The following is a 16597-nucleotide window of genomic DNA, read 5'->3' as shown; positions in this document are numbered from 1 at the left end:
TGTCATATATGCGTTTGTTCATATGCGCCCTTTCCATTTTTACGCAGGTGATGCAATGCTGCATCACCTCAGGATGGTGATATGCTTAATAAGGCGATATTGCATTGCCATTATGCCGAGATCGCAATGATAATGTCAATGTTTAAAATATGTTAACCATCTCGGCACTCTGGAACGCTTCTTGTATTACTCAGATACAAGCTTAGGCGGTGCACAGGCAGCCCCACGTTACAGGCAGTTTTTGGCAAAGCCCACATGACTTTGCAATCCACGGGCCACAAGTCCGTAAAACATGACAAGACGCCGGATACGCGGGCAGCGGTAACGAAACCTATCATGCATTGTATCGGAGGATAACATGCCCAAGATGACGCCCAGTGAAGCCATGACAGAAGTTCTGGTACAGGAAGGAGTAAACCATGTAAGCGGTATCCTTGGTTCCGCCTTCATGGACATGCTGGACTTGTTCCCCGCTGCGGGGATTGATTTTATCTCGGTGCGCCATGAGCAGACCGCCGGGCATATGGAAGATGCTTACAGCCGCCTTACCGGCAGGGCGGGCGTTGTTATCGGGCAGAACGGCCCCGGCATCACCAACTATGTGACGGCCGTGGCTACCGCCAATATGGCGCACTCTCCCATGGTGGTCATCTCGCCCAGCGCCGGCAGCATCTCTGTGGGCTGGGACGGCTTTCAGGAATGCGACACATGGAACCTGTTCAAGCCCATTACCAAGGCTTCGCTGCGCGTGCCGCATCCCAAACGCGCCGCCGACATCCTGCGCACGGCCTTCCGTATTGCCTATGCCGAGCGCGGTCCCGTGCTTGTGGACATCCCCCGCGACTATTTCTACGGTGAACTGGATGAAGACATCCTGCATCCTTCCCAGTACCGCGTCGCGCCCGGCGGCATCGGCAACCCCGAACACTTTGCCGCCGCCGTGGAAGTGCTGAAAAACGCCAAGAATCCGGTCATCATTTCAGGCCGCGGCGTGGTGGACTCCGGCTGCATGGAAACCCTCAAGGACATGGCCGAATATCTGGGCGCACCTGTGGCCACCACCTATCTGCACAATGATGCCTTCCCCTGCGATCATCCGCTGTGGACCGGCCCCATCGGCTACATGGGCTCCAAGGCCGCCATGCGCATCCTGCAGAAGGCCGACGTTATCCTGGCCGTGGGAACCAGGCTGTCCTACTTTGGCACGCTGCCGCAGTATGACATCAACTATTTCCCCAAGACCGCAAAGATCGTACAGATTGATATCAACCCCCGTCATATCGCCAAGACGCACCCCGTTGCCGTGGGCCTGTGTGCCGATGCCAAGGACGCCTCGGAAGAGTTGTTCGCCCGTCTGCGTGAAGCCGTGCCTGCCAAGAAGGACCTCACCCCTGTGCACAACCTGGTGAAGGACGAACTGGAAAACTGGTACAAGGAAATTGCGCTGATCGCCGATGAGCCTGTGGAAGCCGGGCGCATGCACCCGCGCAAGGCTCTGGAAGTGGTGGGCAAGTTCATTACGGATCACGACGCCATTGCCACTACCGACATCGGCAATACGTCTTCCACCGCCAACAGCTACCTGCGCTTCAAGAAGACCAAGCGCCATGTGGCAACCCTGACCTTCGGCAACACGGGCTTTGCCTATCAGGCCGCCCTGGGCGCTCAACTGGCCTGCCCCGAAGACCTTACCGTGGCCATTGTGGGCGACGGCGCGTGGGGCATGAGCCTTTTTGAAGTGCCTACCGCCTGCCAGTACAACCTGCCGGTTATTGCCACCGTGTACAATAACGGAGCCTGGTGCGCTGAAAAGAAAAACCAGGTGGACTTTTACAATAACCGCTTTGTGGGCGCGGACATCTGGTCCAAGTCCTACGCCAAGATAGGCGAGGCCATGGGTGCTGACGGCTATACCGTCAATACGCAGAAGGACCTGGCCGAAGCTCTGGATACGGCCAGAAAGAACCGGCGCCCCGCGGTTATCGAAATCATGACCGACGGCACGCGCCTTGCGCCTCCCTTCCGTAGGGACGCCCTGGCCTTGCCGACCAGGTTCCTGCCCAAGTACGAGCATCTCGACAAGGCGCACTTCAACAAATAGTCAGAAAAAGGGCGCGTCCGGGTATCACCCGGGCGCGCCCTTCCGGTTATCGAGGCAAATTTATTCATATTTCAGATTTGGCGATTTTTTGTGCTCCACAATTTTTATGCCAGCAATTTTATTGCCTGAAGCGCCACGGAAGGTGCCAAAACCGAGGAGAACTGTTGTATGTCACAAGTTCATGAATCCCGACCGGTCTTGGAAAAAAATATGTCCCCGTTGTCCATATGGGCGTTAGCATTCGGCGCGATTATCGGATGGGGAGCCTTCATTATGCCCGGTTTACGGTTTTTGCCGGGGTCTGGGCCGATCGGTGCCTGCATAGGTTTTGTATGCGGGGGCCTGCTGCTCATGTTTATAGCGGTGAGTTACGGTAAAGTTGTGGGGCTTTACCCTGTGGCTGGAGGTGTTTTTGCTTTTGCCTATGCTGCATTCGGGCCTGGCCTGGCCTTTGTTGGCGGGTGGGCGTTGCTTTTGGGATACCTGTGCATCATCGCCCTCAACGGCACTGCCATCGTGTTGTTGACGCGTTTTCTCATCCCCGGTGTTCTGGAACTGGGGTATATGTATAGTATTGCTGAATGGAAAATATATTTCGGTGAGCTATTATTTCTGGAAGCTGTGTTGGCGCTGTTCTGGTATCTCAATTACAGAGGTGCAGACATTGTAAGTAAAGTCCAGGTTGTGCTTGCGGTGATATTGGCTATCGGCGTGCTTGCCCTTCTTGTGGGCGCTGTCGTGTCGCCAACAAGCCAATGGCAGAATATCGAACCGTGGTTTGCGCAGGACAAGTCAGTCATTGCCTCCATAGCAGCGGTCACTGCTATTGCCCCCTGGCTTTTTGTGGGCTTTGACACTATCCCGCAGGCTGCGGAGGAATTTAATTTTTCCGCAAAAACGGGCGTACGGCTCATGATTTTGTCCATTGTGTGTGGCATCGTCACCTACAGTATCATCACCCTGGCCGTGGCGGCCGTTATCCCCTACCAGGAGCTGCTGGCACTTAACCCCGTATGGCACACGGGATATACCGTCAGCCTTTCACTGGGCAAGGTCGGCAGTATCGTGCTTGCGCTTGCGGTGCTTTCAGCCATTCTGACCGGTATTAACGGCTTTTTCATCGCCAGTTCAAGGCTTATGTTCAGCATGGGGCGCGCCCACATTTTGCCAGTGTGGTTCTCCTCACTGCACAAAAAGTACAAGACCCCGCATAATGCGCTCAACTTTACTCTTGTTGTTGTGGCGATTGCGCCCTTCTTCGGCCGTGAAGTTTTGTCCTGGGTTGTGGATATGTCTTCAATCGGCACTATCGTGGCCTACTTTTTTGCTTCGGCGTCCGCCTTTGTAATCATGCGCAAGCAGAAAGATAATTGTAATATAAGCGGGATACTTGGCTGCCTGGCTTCTTTGATCTGCCTGGCCTTGCTGACGCTGCCCATGTCGCCAGCGTGCATCGGACCCGAATCGTGGCATGTGCTGGTTGCCTGGTTTATCCTGGGTGTTTTCTTCTACATCGTGCGATACAAAGCTGTACACGCCATTTCTGAAGAAGAGCGCACGTATATGATTTTGGGTGAATCTGACCTGAAGGATCATATAGCCCAACGGGCCACCTCAAAGCCTGACCAGCTTGCGGCATAGTCTGGAGAAAATTCCTTTCTGGCAGGAGATGCAATAGCTTTGCTTTGTTAGCCTTGCTGTCTACACGCCAATGTTTCCCATGACCATGCGCATGGGGAATCCCGCCAGCAAGTTTACATGTGCTTGCACAGCCCCGTAAGCTGATGGCGTATCTCCTCCAGCGGCCGGTTCCCCTTTTCACGCGAGGGGGGGCCGGCCAACTTTTTGTGCGGTCATATGCTTGCGAAGCAATAGGCCGGACAGCGCCTGCGCAGGGCCTGAAAACTATGGCCTTTGAAAATCTGTAGCGACGCTTGGCGGTGAGGGAGGTCTTTGTGTTGTAAAGGCGGCAATGAGCGCGAAAGCCCGCCAAAGAAGAACAGAAAAGAACCGCAAGGGTACGGCAAAGAATTTTATGAAGAGCGGCGCCTGGTGGAAAGCGCTTTCCTTCATTTGAAGCGATGGCGAGGGATCGCGACCAGATATGCGGAGAATACCGCATTATTTCTGGCCGCGATTTCTATCAGGTACATTTTTTATGGCTCCAGTCTCATGACAATATCACCTGGCAGGCAAAATTTATAAATTATAACTATTGTAATGATAAAGAATTGTGATTTTGAATTCATTGACGGAAGGTATTTTTTATATACTGTTTTATTGTGAAATGTTTTTAGCGCTGAAGCGCGGAACAGTATTTTTGTATTGTTTTATTTGTGTGTGCCTCGGAAGATATGTTGCCAGCAGCCGCGCTCATTATGCAAAGATTGGGCGTGCGGCAACGAACACTGGAACATGTGCTCCGCGACGCACGAACCTGTTTTAACGGTGTAGTCAATTGAGGAGACTGGTAGCATGATGAAAAAAATTATTCCATTGTTAAGAAAATGTGTAAGCTGCCTGGGTGTGACCATGCTGGTAGCGGCCTTGGCATTTCCATCCTGTTTCGCGGCGGCGGCCTCGCCTGAATCCATTCTTGTGTTCGGGCATAAAAATCCAGATACAGATAGTATTGTTGGGGCGTTAGCAGCAAGTCATCTGCTTACTGAAACGGGCCGCCCGGCAATTGCCATGGCGCAAGGCAAGGCGAACCCTGAAACAGAATTTGGACTCAAAAAATTCGGGCTTCCCATGCCCGCAATGCTTGGACCTGTGGCGGGCAAGGCCGTGGGGCTTGTGGATTTCAACGATGCCGCGCAGGGGCCGGACGATCTTAAAGACGCTTCTCTGGTTTTTATCGCCGACCATCACAAGCTTGGCGGCCTGAGCACCGGCTCCCCGCTGGAGGCGTGGCTGCTGCCGCTCGGTAGCGCCAACACCGTACTGTATGAAATGATGCAATTTTATAAGGTGAGCATTCCCCAAAATCTCGCTGGTGGCATGCTGTGCGCCATACTTTCCGATACGGTCATGTATCAGTCTGTCACCACGACAGCGCGTGACAAGGCCGCTGGCAACGCGCTGGCCAAAATTGCGGGAGTAAAAGACCAGCAGGCTCTGGCCCACGATCTTTTCAAGGCCAAGTCTGCGCTGGATGGCGTATCGCCCCGCGAACTGGTGCTCCGCGACTACAAAAAATTTGAAATGAGCGGTACGCCAGTTGGCGTGGGGCAGCTTGAGGTGCTCTCTCTGGATATGCTGGCGGGCAAGAAAAAAGATCTGCTGGCTGCCATGGCCCTGATCAAAGAAGAAACGAAACTGAACAGCATCTTCCTTATGCTTACCGACATCAGCAAGCAAGGCACGGAAATGCTGGCAATCAGCGATGATCCCGCTCTTCCGGACGCGGTTTTCAAGGTTGAATTCAAGGACTCGTCCGCCTGGCTGCCCGGTGTCATGAGCCGCAAAAAGCAGGTGATTCCGTTCCTGGAAGAAATGTGCAAAAAATAACTGCTCCGCTTTGCGCAGGCCATGCGGCAGCTAGTACGCCATTTGCGCACGATTTGCCGTTATGGTCCTGCGGGAAGGGGCGGCACGGCACTGAATACGGCCCCCCATGGCCATGTCAGCCCGGTGCTGTGCCGCCGCCCGCTGAAACGGCTGATGCCATTCTGGCGTGAAGTAACAGCCCATGCTTGTTTACAGAAATGCCCCAGCAGGGTGGAAAAATAAACCCCCACAGGATTGGTTAGTCCAGGATTGGTTAGTCTCTGCCCAATAGACAGGGGCTGACCAATTCCTGGGGGCCATTGCTGTCAAAAGTTTGCAAAAAAAGAGTCGCAATGGGGGGCTGGAACCGTTGCTGCGTATAGGGCATGAGGGGAAGGAGGCAATTGCACTGATTGCAATGAATTGCGGAGACTCGCAATATGATTGCATTTTTTTAAATGGGCTTCAAGTCATAACATACTATAATTGTTAATTTTATTTTTGAAAGCTCAATAGAAAAATGTATTTTGTAGTCCCTAGTTGTAGTCCCTAACAAAAAAAGGCTTATGACGTTTAGTCATAAGCCTTTGATTTTCTTGGTGGGTCGTGCGGGGTTCGAACCTGCGACTCTCTGCTTAAAAGGCAGATACTCTACCTGCTGAGTTAACGACCCATTGAGACGCGCAATATATATACAGATGCTGCGGCTGTCAAGCATGAAATTTGCGGCCGGTCCGTTTGTCCTGAAGAACAGGTCGGATCGGGCGTAAGTGTCATTTTTCAATGCTGTTTTCGGCAAGTGCGGCGGCGGGGGCCACGCCGGGTATGCCGCCCCGGGCCAGCTTTTGCCGTGAAGTCACAGTTGGGCTGTGGCCTTATCCTTTTTTATCAAGTTTGGCCCAGGTGTCGCGCAGGGTTGCTGTGCGGTTGAAGACCGGGCGCTCCGCAGTGCTGTCTATATCCTTACAGAAGTAGCCAAGGCGTTCGAACTGCACTTTCTGCCCCACGGCAAGCTCCGCAAGGGCCGGTTCAAGCAGGCCCTCAACAACCGTGAGGGACTGGGGATTGATATAGTCCAGAAAGGACTGGCCTTCGGGAGCCGCATTGGGGTTTTCTACACTGAAGAGCTGCTCGTACAGGCGTACCTCTGCCGGAAGCGCATGCGCGGCCGAAACCCAGTGAATAGTTCCTTTGACCTTGCGGCCGTCCGGGCTTTGGCCGCCACGGCTTTCAGGATCGTACACGCAGCGCAGCTCCGTTACATTGCCGTTTTCATCCAGTACGGCTTCGCGGCAGGTGATAAAGTATGCGTAGCGCAGGCGTACTTCCGCACCGGGGGCCAGGCGGTGATATTTTTTCGGCGGGTCCAGGCGGAAGTCGTCACGCTCGATGTATATCTCGCGCGAGAAGGGAACTTTGCGGTTGCCATAGCTTTCGTCTTCCGGATGGAAGGGCATGTCAAATTCTTCCACCTGCCCTTCGGGATAGTTTTCGATAACTACCTTGATCGGGTCCAGCACCGCCATGACGCGTGCGGCATGGGCGTTCAGATGTTCGCGCACGCAGAATTCCAGCATGGAGTATTCCACGGTGGAATCGGCCCGCGCGAGGCCGATGCGGGAGCAGAATTCGCGCAGGGCTTCAGACGGCACGCCCCGGCGGCGCAGCCCGCTGAGTGTGGGCATACGCGGGTCGTCCCATCCCTGTACATGGCCTTCCTTGACAAGCTGGATGAGCTTGCGTTTGGAGAGCACGGTATAGGTAAGGTTGAGGCGGGCGAATTCAATCTGCTGGGGGTGGTAGACCCCGAGGGTATCGAGAACCCAGTCGTACAGCTCGCGGTTGTTCACGAACTCCAGGGTGCAGAGTGAATGGGTGATGCCTTCAATGGAATCCGACAGGCAATGGGTGAAGTCGTACATGGGGTAGATGCACCATTCGTTGCCCGTGCGGTGGTGCTCGGCATGCCGGATGCGGTAGATTGTCGGGTCCCGCATGACAAGGTTGGGCGAAGCCATGTTGATCTTGGCGCGCAGCACCCGTTCGCCATCGGCAAATTCTCCGGCACGCATGCGGCGGAAGAGGTCGAGGTTTTCTTCCACGCTGCGGTTGCGCCAGGGGCTTTCGCGGCCGGGTTCGGTAAGCGTGCCGCGATGCTCACGGATTTCTTCAGCCGAAAGGTCGTCCACATAGGCTTTGCCCATTTTGATAAGCTGTTCGGCATAGTCGTACAACTGGCCAAAATAGTTGGAAGCGTAAAATTCTCTATCCTGCCAGTCGCCGCCAAGCCAGTGGACGTCTTCGCGGATGGAGTCGACGTATTCCTGTTCTTCTCTGGTGGGATTGGTGTCGTCAAAGCGCAGATTGCACAACCCGCTGAATTCATTAGCAACGCCGAAGTTCAGGCAGATGGATTTGGCGTGGCCCAGGTGCAGGTATCCGTTAGGCTCAGGAGGAAAGCGCGTATGAACCTTGCCGTCGTAACGGCCGGTGGCGTTGTCTTCCATAATGCGCGCCCGGATAAAGTCCACTCCGGGCTTGCTTGCAGACTCCGCCGCAGTGGCGCTGGAAGAATTGGGTGAACCTGCTGCGGGCGCTGCGGGGGAGGGGACTGTGGATTTTGTTTCGGGGGCCATAATGCGCTCCATTGCTCCTGGCGATAATGTAAACTCCCAAATTACGCCAACCAGCGGCAAGGGTCAACGTGCGGCTGTTTCGGCAGGGAAATACGCCGTGCGCGGGGTGGTCGTGTGCACCTTGCAACCAGATTTTTTGCGCCAGAAAGGGGGCAGGGCATGGTTGCGGCCGCGCCGGGGGCAGCGGGGGCGTGCGGTGGAAACAGCCGCTGCGGATTGTGCTATGCTTGCGTGCGGCTCTTGCGGATGCTTGCCGGGCGAGAAAGCATGCTGCATGTGCGATTCGTACAGCGGCAAGGCGGCCTGCTTGAATGTGGAACAAAAATGTTCATTCTCTTGACAGGTATGCCGTACTAAGCTAGATTGCGCTTCTGCATTCTGGGCGCTGCTGCGCCTGTTGCACGTGGAGAGGTGTCCGAGTCGGCCGAAGGAGCTCGCCTGCTAAGCGAGTATACGGGCTTAAACCTGTATCGAGAGTTCAAATCTCTCCCTCTCCGCCACAAGCCAATAAGAACGGCGAGTTACTGCATAAGTAGCTCGCCGTTTTTGCGTCTGGAAAAAAGGTGTTCTGGCGCGTTCAGGGGGGGGCTGATGTGTTGTGCTGCTGGTCAGAGTCAACGAAAATCTGCGGCTGTTGCAGCAGGCGGCTGGGCGCTTGACGCGCTGTTAAGGTGCATGGAGCGCAGCACCCGTTACCTGAACAATCTTGAGCATGACAGAAGTGAGCCGCGCTTTACGACGATACTTCTGCTTGCAGAGGCCATTGGGATGGAGCAGGGGGAGCTGGTGAATGCTACTGCGGAATTGCGCTGGGGCGCTTTGGCGGAAGACGGACCCGCACGGGGAGTGCCTGCCGCGTAGCGCCATGCTGAAAAAATTGGATCTAAAAGATAAGGACGCTGTCGCTTCCATCGGGCCTTTTTCAGACGCAGCTAGAGGCAGATTAAGTAATCTGCCATGTTCATAGGCAGTAATTTTCAGACGGTCTTTTCGTCGCAGGGTAGGAAAACGGTGAGCTGCTTTTTCGGCAGTTCGCCGTTTTTTCGTTTAAAGGAAACACCTTACCGGCTGGATTAGCTGGATATGTGCTCATCAGGAATGTTTTTTTGAAATTGACAGTCAAATTTAAATTGACAAACCGACCGCCGGTCTATAGAAGGTCAAGTCATGGCAATCATCCATAATTTTTTATGAAACCATGCAGGAGATCGGCTTGGCTCCAGAACATGTATCTATTTTCTTTGGCAAATGCCGAAAGAAACTGTTTACAGGCAGTATCGCACGTGTCGTGATCACGTCACAACTTGTTTGTGCAGTTGTTGCAGCGCTTCTTTTTTATCCTGTTGCCTGCATTGCAGCCGATGTGGAAGATCCTGCGCATGCTGAATCACGCCAAAAGGGAAAAGTGTACGAGCTTGAGGCAGTATCTGTGCTCGCTGCACCGGAAGATGCCTATGTGCCGAAAAAATCCAGCGTCGGCACCAAATCCGAAACGTCCATTCTGGAAACACCGCAAACAGTTTCTGTCATCACTCGCCAGCAGATGGAAGAGATGCAGCCCGCTTCGCCAAGCGCTGCCTTGCGTTATACGGCAGGCGCAACTTCAGAAAAATATGGAGCTTTTGGCGAATTTGTGGATATGACCCGCATCCGTGGTGTGGACGCGGACTATTATCTCGACGGGCTGCGGGTTATCAGCAATACGGGAACCTGGGTTCCGCAGATTGATCCATATATGATTGAAAATGTTGAGGTGTTGCGTGGGCCATCCTCGTTTATCTACGGGCAGGGGACCGGCGGGGGCATTGTCAACCAGGTCAGCAAGATGCCCCAGGATACGTCCGCGCATGAGATACGCTTGCAATACGGAGGTTATGGCCGCAAGCAGATCGGCATAGACAGCACCGGCCCGCTGGACGACGACGGTCACTGGCTTTATCGCCTTACGGCCAACGGGCTGGATACCAACGGACAGATTGACGATACCGGCCACAAGCGCCTCTCGGTGATGCCGTCATTGACCTGGAGGCCGACAGACGACACCTCGTGGACGGTTTCGTATCTGTATTCGCAGGAGCCGGAGCTGACGAACTACAGCACGCTGCCCGCCGTTGTTCTGGGCCTGAATAACAGCCCTTATCCCGAAATTGATGCCTACAGGAATTATACGGATGCTTCGTTTGAAGACTCTTCGCGCACGCTGAATTCCGTCAGTTCATTTTTCAAGCACAAATTCAATACTGCCTGGAGTTTCAGCAGCAACTCAAGGTATATGTATGCGGAATCCGATCTCAGGCGCAGTTCGGTCATGGGCTATCAGGTCATTGACGGACTGCCCTGGCTGCGATCGTACTATGAAATAGCCCCGGCAACACTGCGCGCGTTTTCAACGGACAATTTTGTGCAGGGCGTGGTTGATACCGGCCCGCTGCGGCACTCGCTGCTGGCGGGTATCGATTACGCCGTGGGTACATTGACGTCAAAATACTACAGCTCTACCCCGGTGCTGACCAATCCGTACAGCTCGCATTACCGGCCACATGTCAAACCTGATTTCAGCGCAAGTTACGCTGCCCCCTGGAAAGAATATCAGGACTTTACCCGCATGGGCGTCTACCTCCAGGATCAGATCGCTTACGGCCAGTGGCGTTTGACGCTCAACGGGCGGCATGACTGGTCAAAAATTGACGCAACAACTCACAGCTATTCGCCCGTGGGACGCAACACCACACAGGCCGACAGCGAATGGAGCTGGCGAACCGGCATCAGCTATGTTTTCGAGAATGGTATTGCCCCCTACGCAAGCTATGCCACAGCCTTTTCTCCCGTACTGGGCAGCGGGTATGACGGCAGCGCCTTTAAGCCTTTGAAGACCAGACAGTACGAATTTGGCATCAAGTATCAGCCCGAAGACCTCAACATGCTGCTGACTGCCGCGGTGTTCAACCTTGAGCAAAGCAATGTGAAGACGGCTGATGCCGCGCACCTTGGCTTTAATACCCAGGCAGGAGAAGTCCGGTCGCAAGGGGTGGATTTGCAGGCTTCTTTTGCGTTGTTCGGCAATTTTTCCGTATCGGCCAGCTACAGCTATCTGTATAACGTGCTGACCAAGGATACAAAATATCAGGACAAAACCCTGGCGCAAACTCCCGAACACAGCGCCGCAGCCTGGGCAAACTACTTTTTTGACGAAGGCCCGCTGGAAGGCCTGAAAGTCGGGGGCGGGGTGCGCTATCAGGGAGCCACCTGGGGAAATCCTGAAAATTCCTTTCAGGTTCCTGCCACCACGCTGGTGGACATGGCGGCCAGCTACGATCTTGGGGCGTTGTCTCCGGCGTTCGAAGGCGCAACGGCTGCTTTGAATATCAGCAACCTGACAGACGAAAAGTATATAGCAAGCTGCTCTTCAGCGAACTACTGCTTCCCTGGGCAACGGCGCACTGTTGCCCTTACCCTGACCTACAGGTGGTAACATGCTGACTGCAATGCATTGTGCCATCAAACGCGCCCGCCGTGCGCTCATGTGCCTGCTGTTTGTGTGCGTGTGCCATGCCGCCGGAGCGTATGCCGGTGCCGGTGAAGCAGTTACGGTAACAGATGTTGCGGGCCGGCGTGTTTTCGTGCGTATCCCGCCCGCCCGCATTGTTCTGGGAGACGGCGCATTTGCCTATGCCCTGCCTCTGGTGCGCCCGGAAAGCCCGTTTTCCGGTGTTGTGGCCTGGGGCGATAATGTCCGCACCGGAGACATGAACCTGTACGCCCAATACCTGCGGCACTATCCGGAAATGGCCGGTATAAAAACATTTTCCGGTAAAACGTCGGAATCCATCAACAGCGAAACAGCCATTTCACTGGCTCCGGATGTGATTTTTCTGAACCTCGGCGCAAAAAGCTCGGTGGAATCTTCCGGATTTATGGAAAAAATGGATCTGGCAGGCATTCCAGTGATCTTTCTGGATTTTCGCAGCCCCATGTCGGCCAATACCGCCGACAGCATGCGGATTCTGGGGCGGATATTTGCATGCCCGGAACGTGTGAATGCGTTTTTGCAGTTCCGTCAGGACCAGATCCGCAGCGTGACTGAGCCGCTGCAAAGCCTGCGTGCGCGGCCGCTTGTTATGGTGGAACGGGCCGCGGGCTTTGATGCGGGCCGCTACATGAGCTACGGCAACGCCAACCTTGGCGAGCTTGTGGCCGCCGCCGGAGGTGAAAACCTGGGGAGCCGCTTTATTTACGGAACCTTTGGCGTGCTGCATCCGGAACAGATGATCGCCTGCAACCCTGATGCTGTGCTGCTCACTGGTGCGGGCTGGTCGTTATCTGCCCCCAGTGGCGGTTGGGTTGACCTCGGCCCGGGAGCAGATGTGAACAAAGGCCGCGCACAGCTTGAAAATCTGTTGCGCCGTCCGGCGTACCGCGCTTCGGATGCAGCAAGAAACGGAAAGGCCTATGCCCTCTGGCATGGCTTTTATGACAGCCCTTATGCCTTCATCGCCTTGCAGCAGATAGCGAAATGGCTTCACCCCGAAGTTTTTGCTGCTCTGGACCCGGAAGAAACCTTCCGTCAACTGCATCAACGCTTTTTGCCGGTTCCCTATCAATCCGGGTACTGGGTCGCCCTGGAGCCTGCGCCATGACGTTACAATTGCCTGCCAAGACTGAAACTGATGAAAAACAGATCTATGCGGCGCTGGTGAAACGCCGGGTCGCGCTGACGGCAGTTCTGCTGCTGCTGGCCGTTGCAAGCTGCCTGGCAAACCTGTTTATAGGGGCCGTGCCTTATCGGCCCTCGGCAATCCTTCAGGCGTTGCTGGGGCAGGGCGACTATGGCTTTGTAGAGATCATTGCCTGGGAAATCCGCGTGCCGGTTACGCTTGTGTCTGTTGTTGTGGGGGCCGGGCTGTCGGTGGCGGGCATGCAGATGCAAACCGTGCTCAATAATCCGCTGGCAAGCCCGTTTACGCTTGGTTTGTCCGCAGCCGCAAGCTTTGGCGCAGCGCTGGGCATGGTGCTGGGTACAAGCTTTCTTCCCGAGGCGCTGGCAAAATTTGCCATACCGGCCAATGCTTTTTTTATGGCAATGCTGACAGTGCTTTTTATTGAACGCCTGGGCCGCAAGCATGCCATGAGCACAGAAGTGGTCATCCTGTTGGGTACAACACTGGTTTTTGCCTTTACGGCGCTGTTGCAGCTTCTTCAGTATCTGGCCCCGGACACGGCCATTGCCGCCGTTGTATACTGGACCATGGGCAGCCTGGACCGTGCCGGTATGTCGGAGATTGCCTTTATTGCGGCAATACTTGTGTTTTCCTGTGTGTTTTTTGTGCGCAAAGCCTGGGCGCTGACGGCGCTGCGCCTTGGCGAAGCGCGCGCGGTCAGCCTGGGAATTCCCGTTGCAAGGCTCCGTTTTCAGGCCATTGTGCTCAGCAGCCTGCTTGCTTCGGCCAGCGTCGCTTTTGTGGGCACCATCGGCTTCATCGGGCTTATCGGCCCGCATATCGCACGGATGCTCATTGGTGATGATCAGCGTTTTCTGCTGCCCGCGTCCATCCTGTGCGGCATCATTCTGCTTTCGACGGCATCGGTTGTCAGCAAGATACTGCTTCCCGGGCAGTCAGTACCCATCGGTATTGTGACTTCCATTGTGGGCGTGCCGTTATTCATCACACTTATTTTACGCAAGAGAGCCTGAATGCCGGAACTTCTTGTCAATAACGTCAGCGTTCAATTCGGCGCAAAACGTGTTTTGCGCGGCCTCAGTATGGGGCCGGTGCGCGGCGGCAGCATCACGGCCCTGCTTGGTTCAAACGCCGCCGGCAAGTCCACCTTGCTGCGCAGGATATCGGGGGAACTTACAGGGCCGGGGCTGGTGCGCGTGGAAGGAAGAAACGTCACGGACTGGCCGCAGCAGCACCCAAACAGGCCGGCCTATGTGCCGCAGAACATATTTTCAGACACCTCCCTGCGGGTTGTGGAGGCTGTGCTTCTGGCCGGCAAGCTGGCAGGGGCATGGCATGTGACCACCAGCGAGCTGGATACTGTTTCAGAGGTTTTGCGTCTGCTGCATATTGAAAGGCTGGCGAATACGCCCCTGAATGAGCTCAGCGGCGGGCAGCGCCAGCTTGTGTTCATCGCGCAGGCCCTGATCCGCAAACCGCGGATACTGCTGCTCGACGAGCCGACAAGTGCGCTTGATATCCAGAGGCAGTTTGAGCTGTTGTCGCTGTTGCGCCGCTATGCGCGCGAAAAGGGCCTGTGTATCGTCGCCGCATTGCACGATATCAACATGGCGCTGCGTTTTGCCGACAGGCTGGCAGTGCTGCACCAGGGCGAAATAATAGCGTTTGGTGAGCCGCGTGAAGTTATCACTGAAGAGTTGCTGCTACAGGTGTACAGCGTGGTGGCGCATATTGAAGAAATGTCCAGCGGGGCTGTGCAGGTTGTTGTGGACGGCGTTTTGCCGGTGACGGAATGAACCGGAGGTTTTTAGGCTCTGGTCCGTGCGCGGTCAGCCCGTCACCCCCGCATCGCTGGCGGTTGGGCGTTTCGCCGTATAGCCCGTGCGCGCGGTCAGCCCTGTTGCGGGCGCAGCATAAGCAGCAGGGTTCCGCACAGGCTTGCGGACAGGTCAAGCAGGTCGTCTTTCCGGTCGGCAATGGTTTCATCCGCAACGCCGTGAATGGCCGAATAGATGATGATAGCCGTCAGATTTGCTGTGGCATGCAAGCGCCATGTGCCATGCGCCACACCCGCTTCCAGCAGGTTTTCAATATTTCTGGTCACGGCCACGCGGTCTTCGTTGGCCCTGTGGGCATGAACGGAATGGTAGACAAGGTCATGCACGGCATAGGTGGCAAGATAGGCTTCAACATAGGCGCGCACCCAGGTTGTAAAGCGCTCTTCAAAGGCATCGGCGGGCAGCGCGTTGACCCTGGCTTCAACGGTATGCAGAAACCAGGCGGTATATCGGGCCCGCAAGGCATCCAGCACTTCCGCCTTGGACTTGAAGTAATGATAGAAGCCGCCTTTGGAAAGGCTGGCCGCCGCCAGAATGTCATTAACCGTTGCGGCTTCATAGCCTTTGGCAAGAAAAACCGCTTCCGCCGTGTCAAGCAGCGCGCTGCGGCGCTTTTCCCTTACACTCGGCTCTGCGCCGTAAAAAGCTTCTTTACCCATAACAACAGCCACCCGCACTATTTGTTGAATACCATCGCTTAATACAATTCCGGCAATTAATAAAGCCGGACGGGGCGAGCGCGCGGGCAGTGTATAGACCGACAGTCGGTCTGTATGTGGGTACTGTATTATTGATGAGGATGTATCATGAATTTTATGCTTCATGCTGTTGCAGACGCGAACATCGTTTCCAAGGCTGTTCTGGCCCTTTTGCTTTGCATGTCCCTAACAAGTTGGGCCTATATGGCCGGAAAGTTTCTTGTTCTCAATGGTGCTGCCAGGCGCATAAAAAAGGGGATGCATGACTTTGAAGCCGCTGGCGAGCTTGCCGCGGCCCTGCCTGCTCTTGAGGATGACCCCGGCACTCCGCTTTGGGGTGTGACATGCCGGGGGGTAAACGAGTTTAACCGTATCAACGCCACCGGCGATGCGGACAGGCTGCTGAACGATAACGTGCGGCGGGCCATCCGTTTTGGCATTGAAGAAGAGATGGCCCGGCTGAAGTCCTCTCTGGCCTTGCTGGCAACAACAGCCAACACCGCACCCTTTATCGGCCTTTTCGGAACCGTGTGGGGCATCATGCACAGCTTTCAGGCCATTGCGGCCATGAAAAGCGTTTCGCTGGCCACGGTGGCCCCGGGCATAGCCGAAGCGCTTATTGCCACGGCAGTGGGCCTGTTCGTCGCCATTCCGGCCACCTGCGGCTACAATATTTTCAGGGCCAAAATTTCGGGCATCCAGGGAGACTGCGTCAATTACGCCGGGCTGCTCCTGAACCGTCTGCAGCACGAAAGCCAGCGCCATCCCGAAGGTCTCCGGTTCTCGAAAAGAGGAGCATGACATGGCATCCGCTCCTGATACTGAAGATTTTGTCGCGGATATCAACGTGACGCCGTTTGTGGATGTCATGCTGGTTTTACTGATTATTTTTATGGTCACTGCCCCAATGATGACCGAAGGGCTGGACGTGGAACTGCCCAAGGTGGCGGTGGCGGAGATTCTGCCCACAGAAAACGATCACATGATTTTAAGCATCAAGGCTGACGGCACGCTGTTTTTGGACGAATACCCGACATCGCTGGCGGATCTTGATGCACTGTTGCGAAGTTCGGTGGTTGCGCCCGGCAGGCAGCTTTTTTCTCCGGCCGAGACTGAGCCGCCGCAGAGCGGAGTAATGGAGGGTAGGGGAAGAGTG

At 55.2% G+C, this 16597-nt stretch carries 12 protein-coding genes, 2 tRNA genes and 1 pseudogene; 12 read left to right on the top strand and 3 right to left on the bottom strand.

Annotated elements, in window-relative coordinates; translation table 11 throughout:
• The first annotated feature begins 358 nt into the window (after nt 1-358).
• From xsc to QZ377_RS04340, 4 genes and pseudogenes are all read left to right on the top strand, one after another.
• Complete coding sequence (gene xsc, locus QZ377_RS04355; protein WP_291439856.1) at nt 359-2101, top strand: sulfoacetaldehyde acetyltransferase; 1743 nt, start codon at nt 359-361, stop codon at nt 2099-2101.
• Nucleotides 2102-2269: 168 nt separating this feature from the next.
• Nucleotides 2270-3742, top strand: a complete 1473-nt coding sequence (locus QZ377_RS04350) for an APC family permease (protein ID WP_291439854.1) — start codon at nt 2270-2272, stop codon at nt 3740-3742.
• Between the two features lie 345 nt (nt 3743-4087).
• Nucleotides 4088-4306, top strand: a pseudogene (locus QZ377_RS04345) (hypothetical protein); the annotation flags it as partial.
• 327 nt (nt 4307-4633) lie between these two features.
• Nucleotides 4634-5611 (top strand): manganese-dependent inorganic pyrophosphatase, encoded by a 978-nt coding sequence (locus tag QZ377_RS04340; protein WP_291439863.1) that lies wholly within the window; start codon nt 4634-4636, stop codon nt 5609-5611.
• Nucleotides 5612-6187: 576 nt separating this feature from the next.
• Here QZ377_RS04340 and QZ377_RS04335 read toward each other — a convergent pair.
• Together QZ377_RS04335 and QZ377_RS04330 are read right to left on the bottom strand one after the other, a co-directional pair.
• Nucleotides 6188-6263, bottom strand: a tRNA-Lys gene (locus QZ377_RS04335).
• Between the two features lie 202 nt (nt 6264-6465).
• Nucleotides 6466-8226, bottom strand: coding sequence for a glutamine--tRNA ligase/YqeY domain fusion protein (locus QZ377_RS04330; RefSeq protein ID WP_291439852.1), 1761 nt, complete (start codon nt 8224-8226; stop codon nt 6466-6468).
• A 405-nt stretch (nt 8227-8631) separates the two neighbouring features.
• Between QZ377_RS04330 and QZ377_RS04325 the strand changes: the two genes are divergently transcribed.
• From QZ377_RS04325 to QZ377_RS04300, 6 genes are all read left to right on the top strand, one after another.
• A tRNA-Ser gene (locus tag QZ377_RS04325) sits at nt 8632-8726 on the top strand.
• Nucleotides 8727-8901: 175 nt separating this feature from the next.
• Entirely contained in the window at nt 8902-9087 is a 186-nt protein-coding gene (locus QZ377_RS04320) for a hypothetical protein (protein WP_291439850.1), read from the top strand.
• A gap of 502 nt (nt 9088-9589) precedes the next feature.
• Nucleotides 9590-11698, top strand: a complete 2109-nt coding sequence (locus QZ377_RS04315) for a TonB-dependent siderophore receptor (protein ID WP_291439847.1) — start codon at nt 9590-9592, stop codon at nt 11696-11698.
• A 1-nt stretch (nt 11699) separates the two neighbouring features.
• Nucleotides 11700-12863: an ABC transporter substrate-binding protein gene (locus QZ377_RS04310; RefSeq protein ID WP_291439845.1), complete on the top strand. Its 1164-nt coding sequence runs from the start codon at nt 11700-11702 to the stop codon at nt 12861-12863.
• Nucleotides 12860-13918 carry an iron ABC transporter permease gene (locus QZ377_RS04305; RefSeq protein WP_291439842.1) on the top strand — a complete coding sequence of 353 codons (1059 nt, stop codon included), beginning with the start codon at nt 12860-12862 and terminating at the stop codon, nt 13916-13918. Before QZ377_RS04310 ends, QZ377_RS04305 begins: the two co-directional genes overlap by 4 nt.
• Nucleotides 13919-14701 (top strand): ABC transporter ATP-binding protein, encoded by a 783-nt coding sequence (locus QZ377_RS04300; RefSeq protein ID WP_291439841.1) that lies wholly within the window; start codon nt 13919-13921, stop codon nt 14699-14701.
• Between the two features lie 95 nt (nt 14702-14796).
• Here the strand turns inward: QZ377_RS04300 and QZ377_RS04295 are convergent, their stop codons facing one another.
• Nucleotides 14797-15402, bottom strand: coding sequence for a TetR/AcrR family transcriptional regulator (locus tag QZ377_RS04295; RefSeq protein ID WP_291439838.1), 606 nt, complete (start codon nt 15400-15402; stop codon nt 14797-14799).
• A 147-nt stretch (nt 15403-15549) separates the two neighbouring features.
• On the opposite strand from QZ377_RS04295, the gene QZ377_RS04290 reads away from it, so the two are divergent.
• Both QZ377_RS04290 and QZ377_RS04285 read left to right on the top strand, forming a co-directional pair.
• Entirely contained in the window at nt 15550-16242 is a 693-nt protein-coding gene (locus QZ377_RS04290) for a MotA/TolQ/ExbB proton channel family protein (protein WP_291439836.1), read from the top strand.
• A 1-nt stretch (nt 16243) separates the two neighbouring features.
• Nucleotides 16244-16597: biopolymer transporter ExbD (locus tag QZ377_RS04285; RefSeq protein WP_291439834.1), on the top strand; the 354-nt coding region annotated here is incomplete at its 3' end.

It is taken from the genome of Desulfovibrio sp. (assembly GCF_019424165.1).
GTDB lineage: Bacteria > Desulfobacterota > Desulfovibrionia > Desulfovibrionales > Desulfovibrionaceae > Desulfovibrio.
This window is presented reverse-complemented; position numbering and strand designations above follow the sequence as displayed.

What these genes read in the sequence shown, in the direction of transcription:
- xsc (WP_291439856.1), top strand. Translation starts at nt 359, where the DNA reads ATGCCCAAGATGACGCCCAGTGAAGCCATGACAGAAGTTCTGGTACAG.
- QZ377_RS04350 (WP_291439854.1), top strand. Translation starts at nt 2,270, where the DNA reads ATGTCACAAGTTCATGAATCCCGACCGGTCTTGGAAAAAAATATGTCC.
- QZ377_RS04340 (WP_291439863.1), top strand. Translation starts at nt 4,634, where the DNA reads ATGCTGGTAGCGGCCTTGGCATTTCCATCCTGTTTCGCGGCGGCGGCC.
- QZ377_RS04330 (WP_291439852.1), bottom strand. Translation starts at nt 8,226, where the DNA reads ATGGCCCCCGAAACAAAATCCACAGTCCCCTCCCCCGCAGCGCCCGCA.
- QZ377_RS04320 (WP_291439850.1), top strand. Translation starts at nt 8,902, where the DNA reads ATGGAGCGCAGCACCCGTTACCTGAACAATCTTGAGCATGACAGAAGT.
- QZ377_RS04310 (WP_291439845.1), top strand. Translation starts at nt 11,700, where the DNA reads ATGCTGACTGCAATGCATTGTGCCATCAAACGCGCCCGCCGTGCGCTC.
- QZ377_RS04305 (WP_291439842.1), top strand. Translation starts at nt 12,860, where the DNA reads ATGACGTTACAATTGCCTGCCAAGACTGAAACTGATGAAAAACAGATC.
- QZ377_RS04300 (WP_291439841.1), top strand. Translation starts at nt 13,919, where the DNA reads ATGCCGGAACTTCTTGTCAATAACGTCAGCGTTCAATTCGGCGCAAAA.
- QZ377_RS04295 (WP_291439838.1), bottom strand. Translation starts at nt 15,402, where the DNA reads ATGGGTAAAGAAGCTTTTTACGGCGCAGAGCCGAGTGTAAGGGAAAAG.
- QZ377_RS04290 (WP_291439836.1), top strand. Translation starts at nt 15,550, where the DNA reads ATGAATTTTATGCTTCATGCTGTTGCAGACGCGAACATCGTTTCCAAG.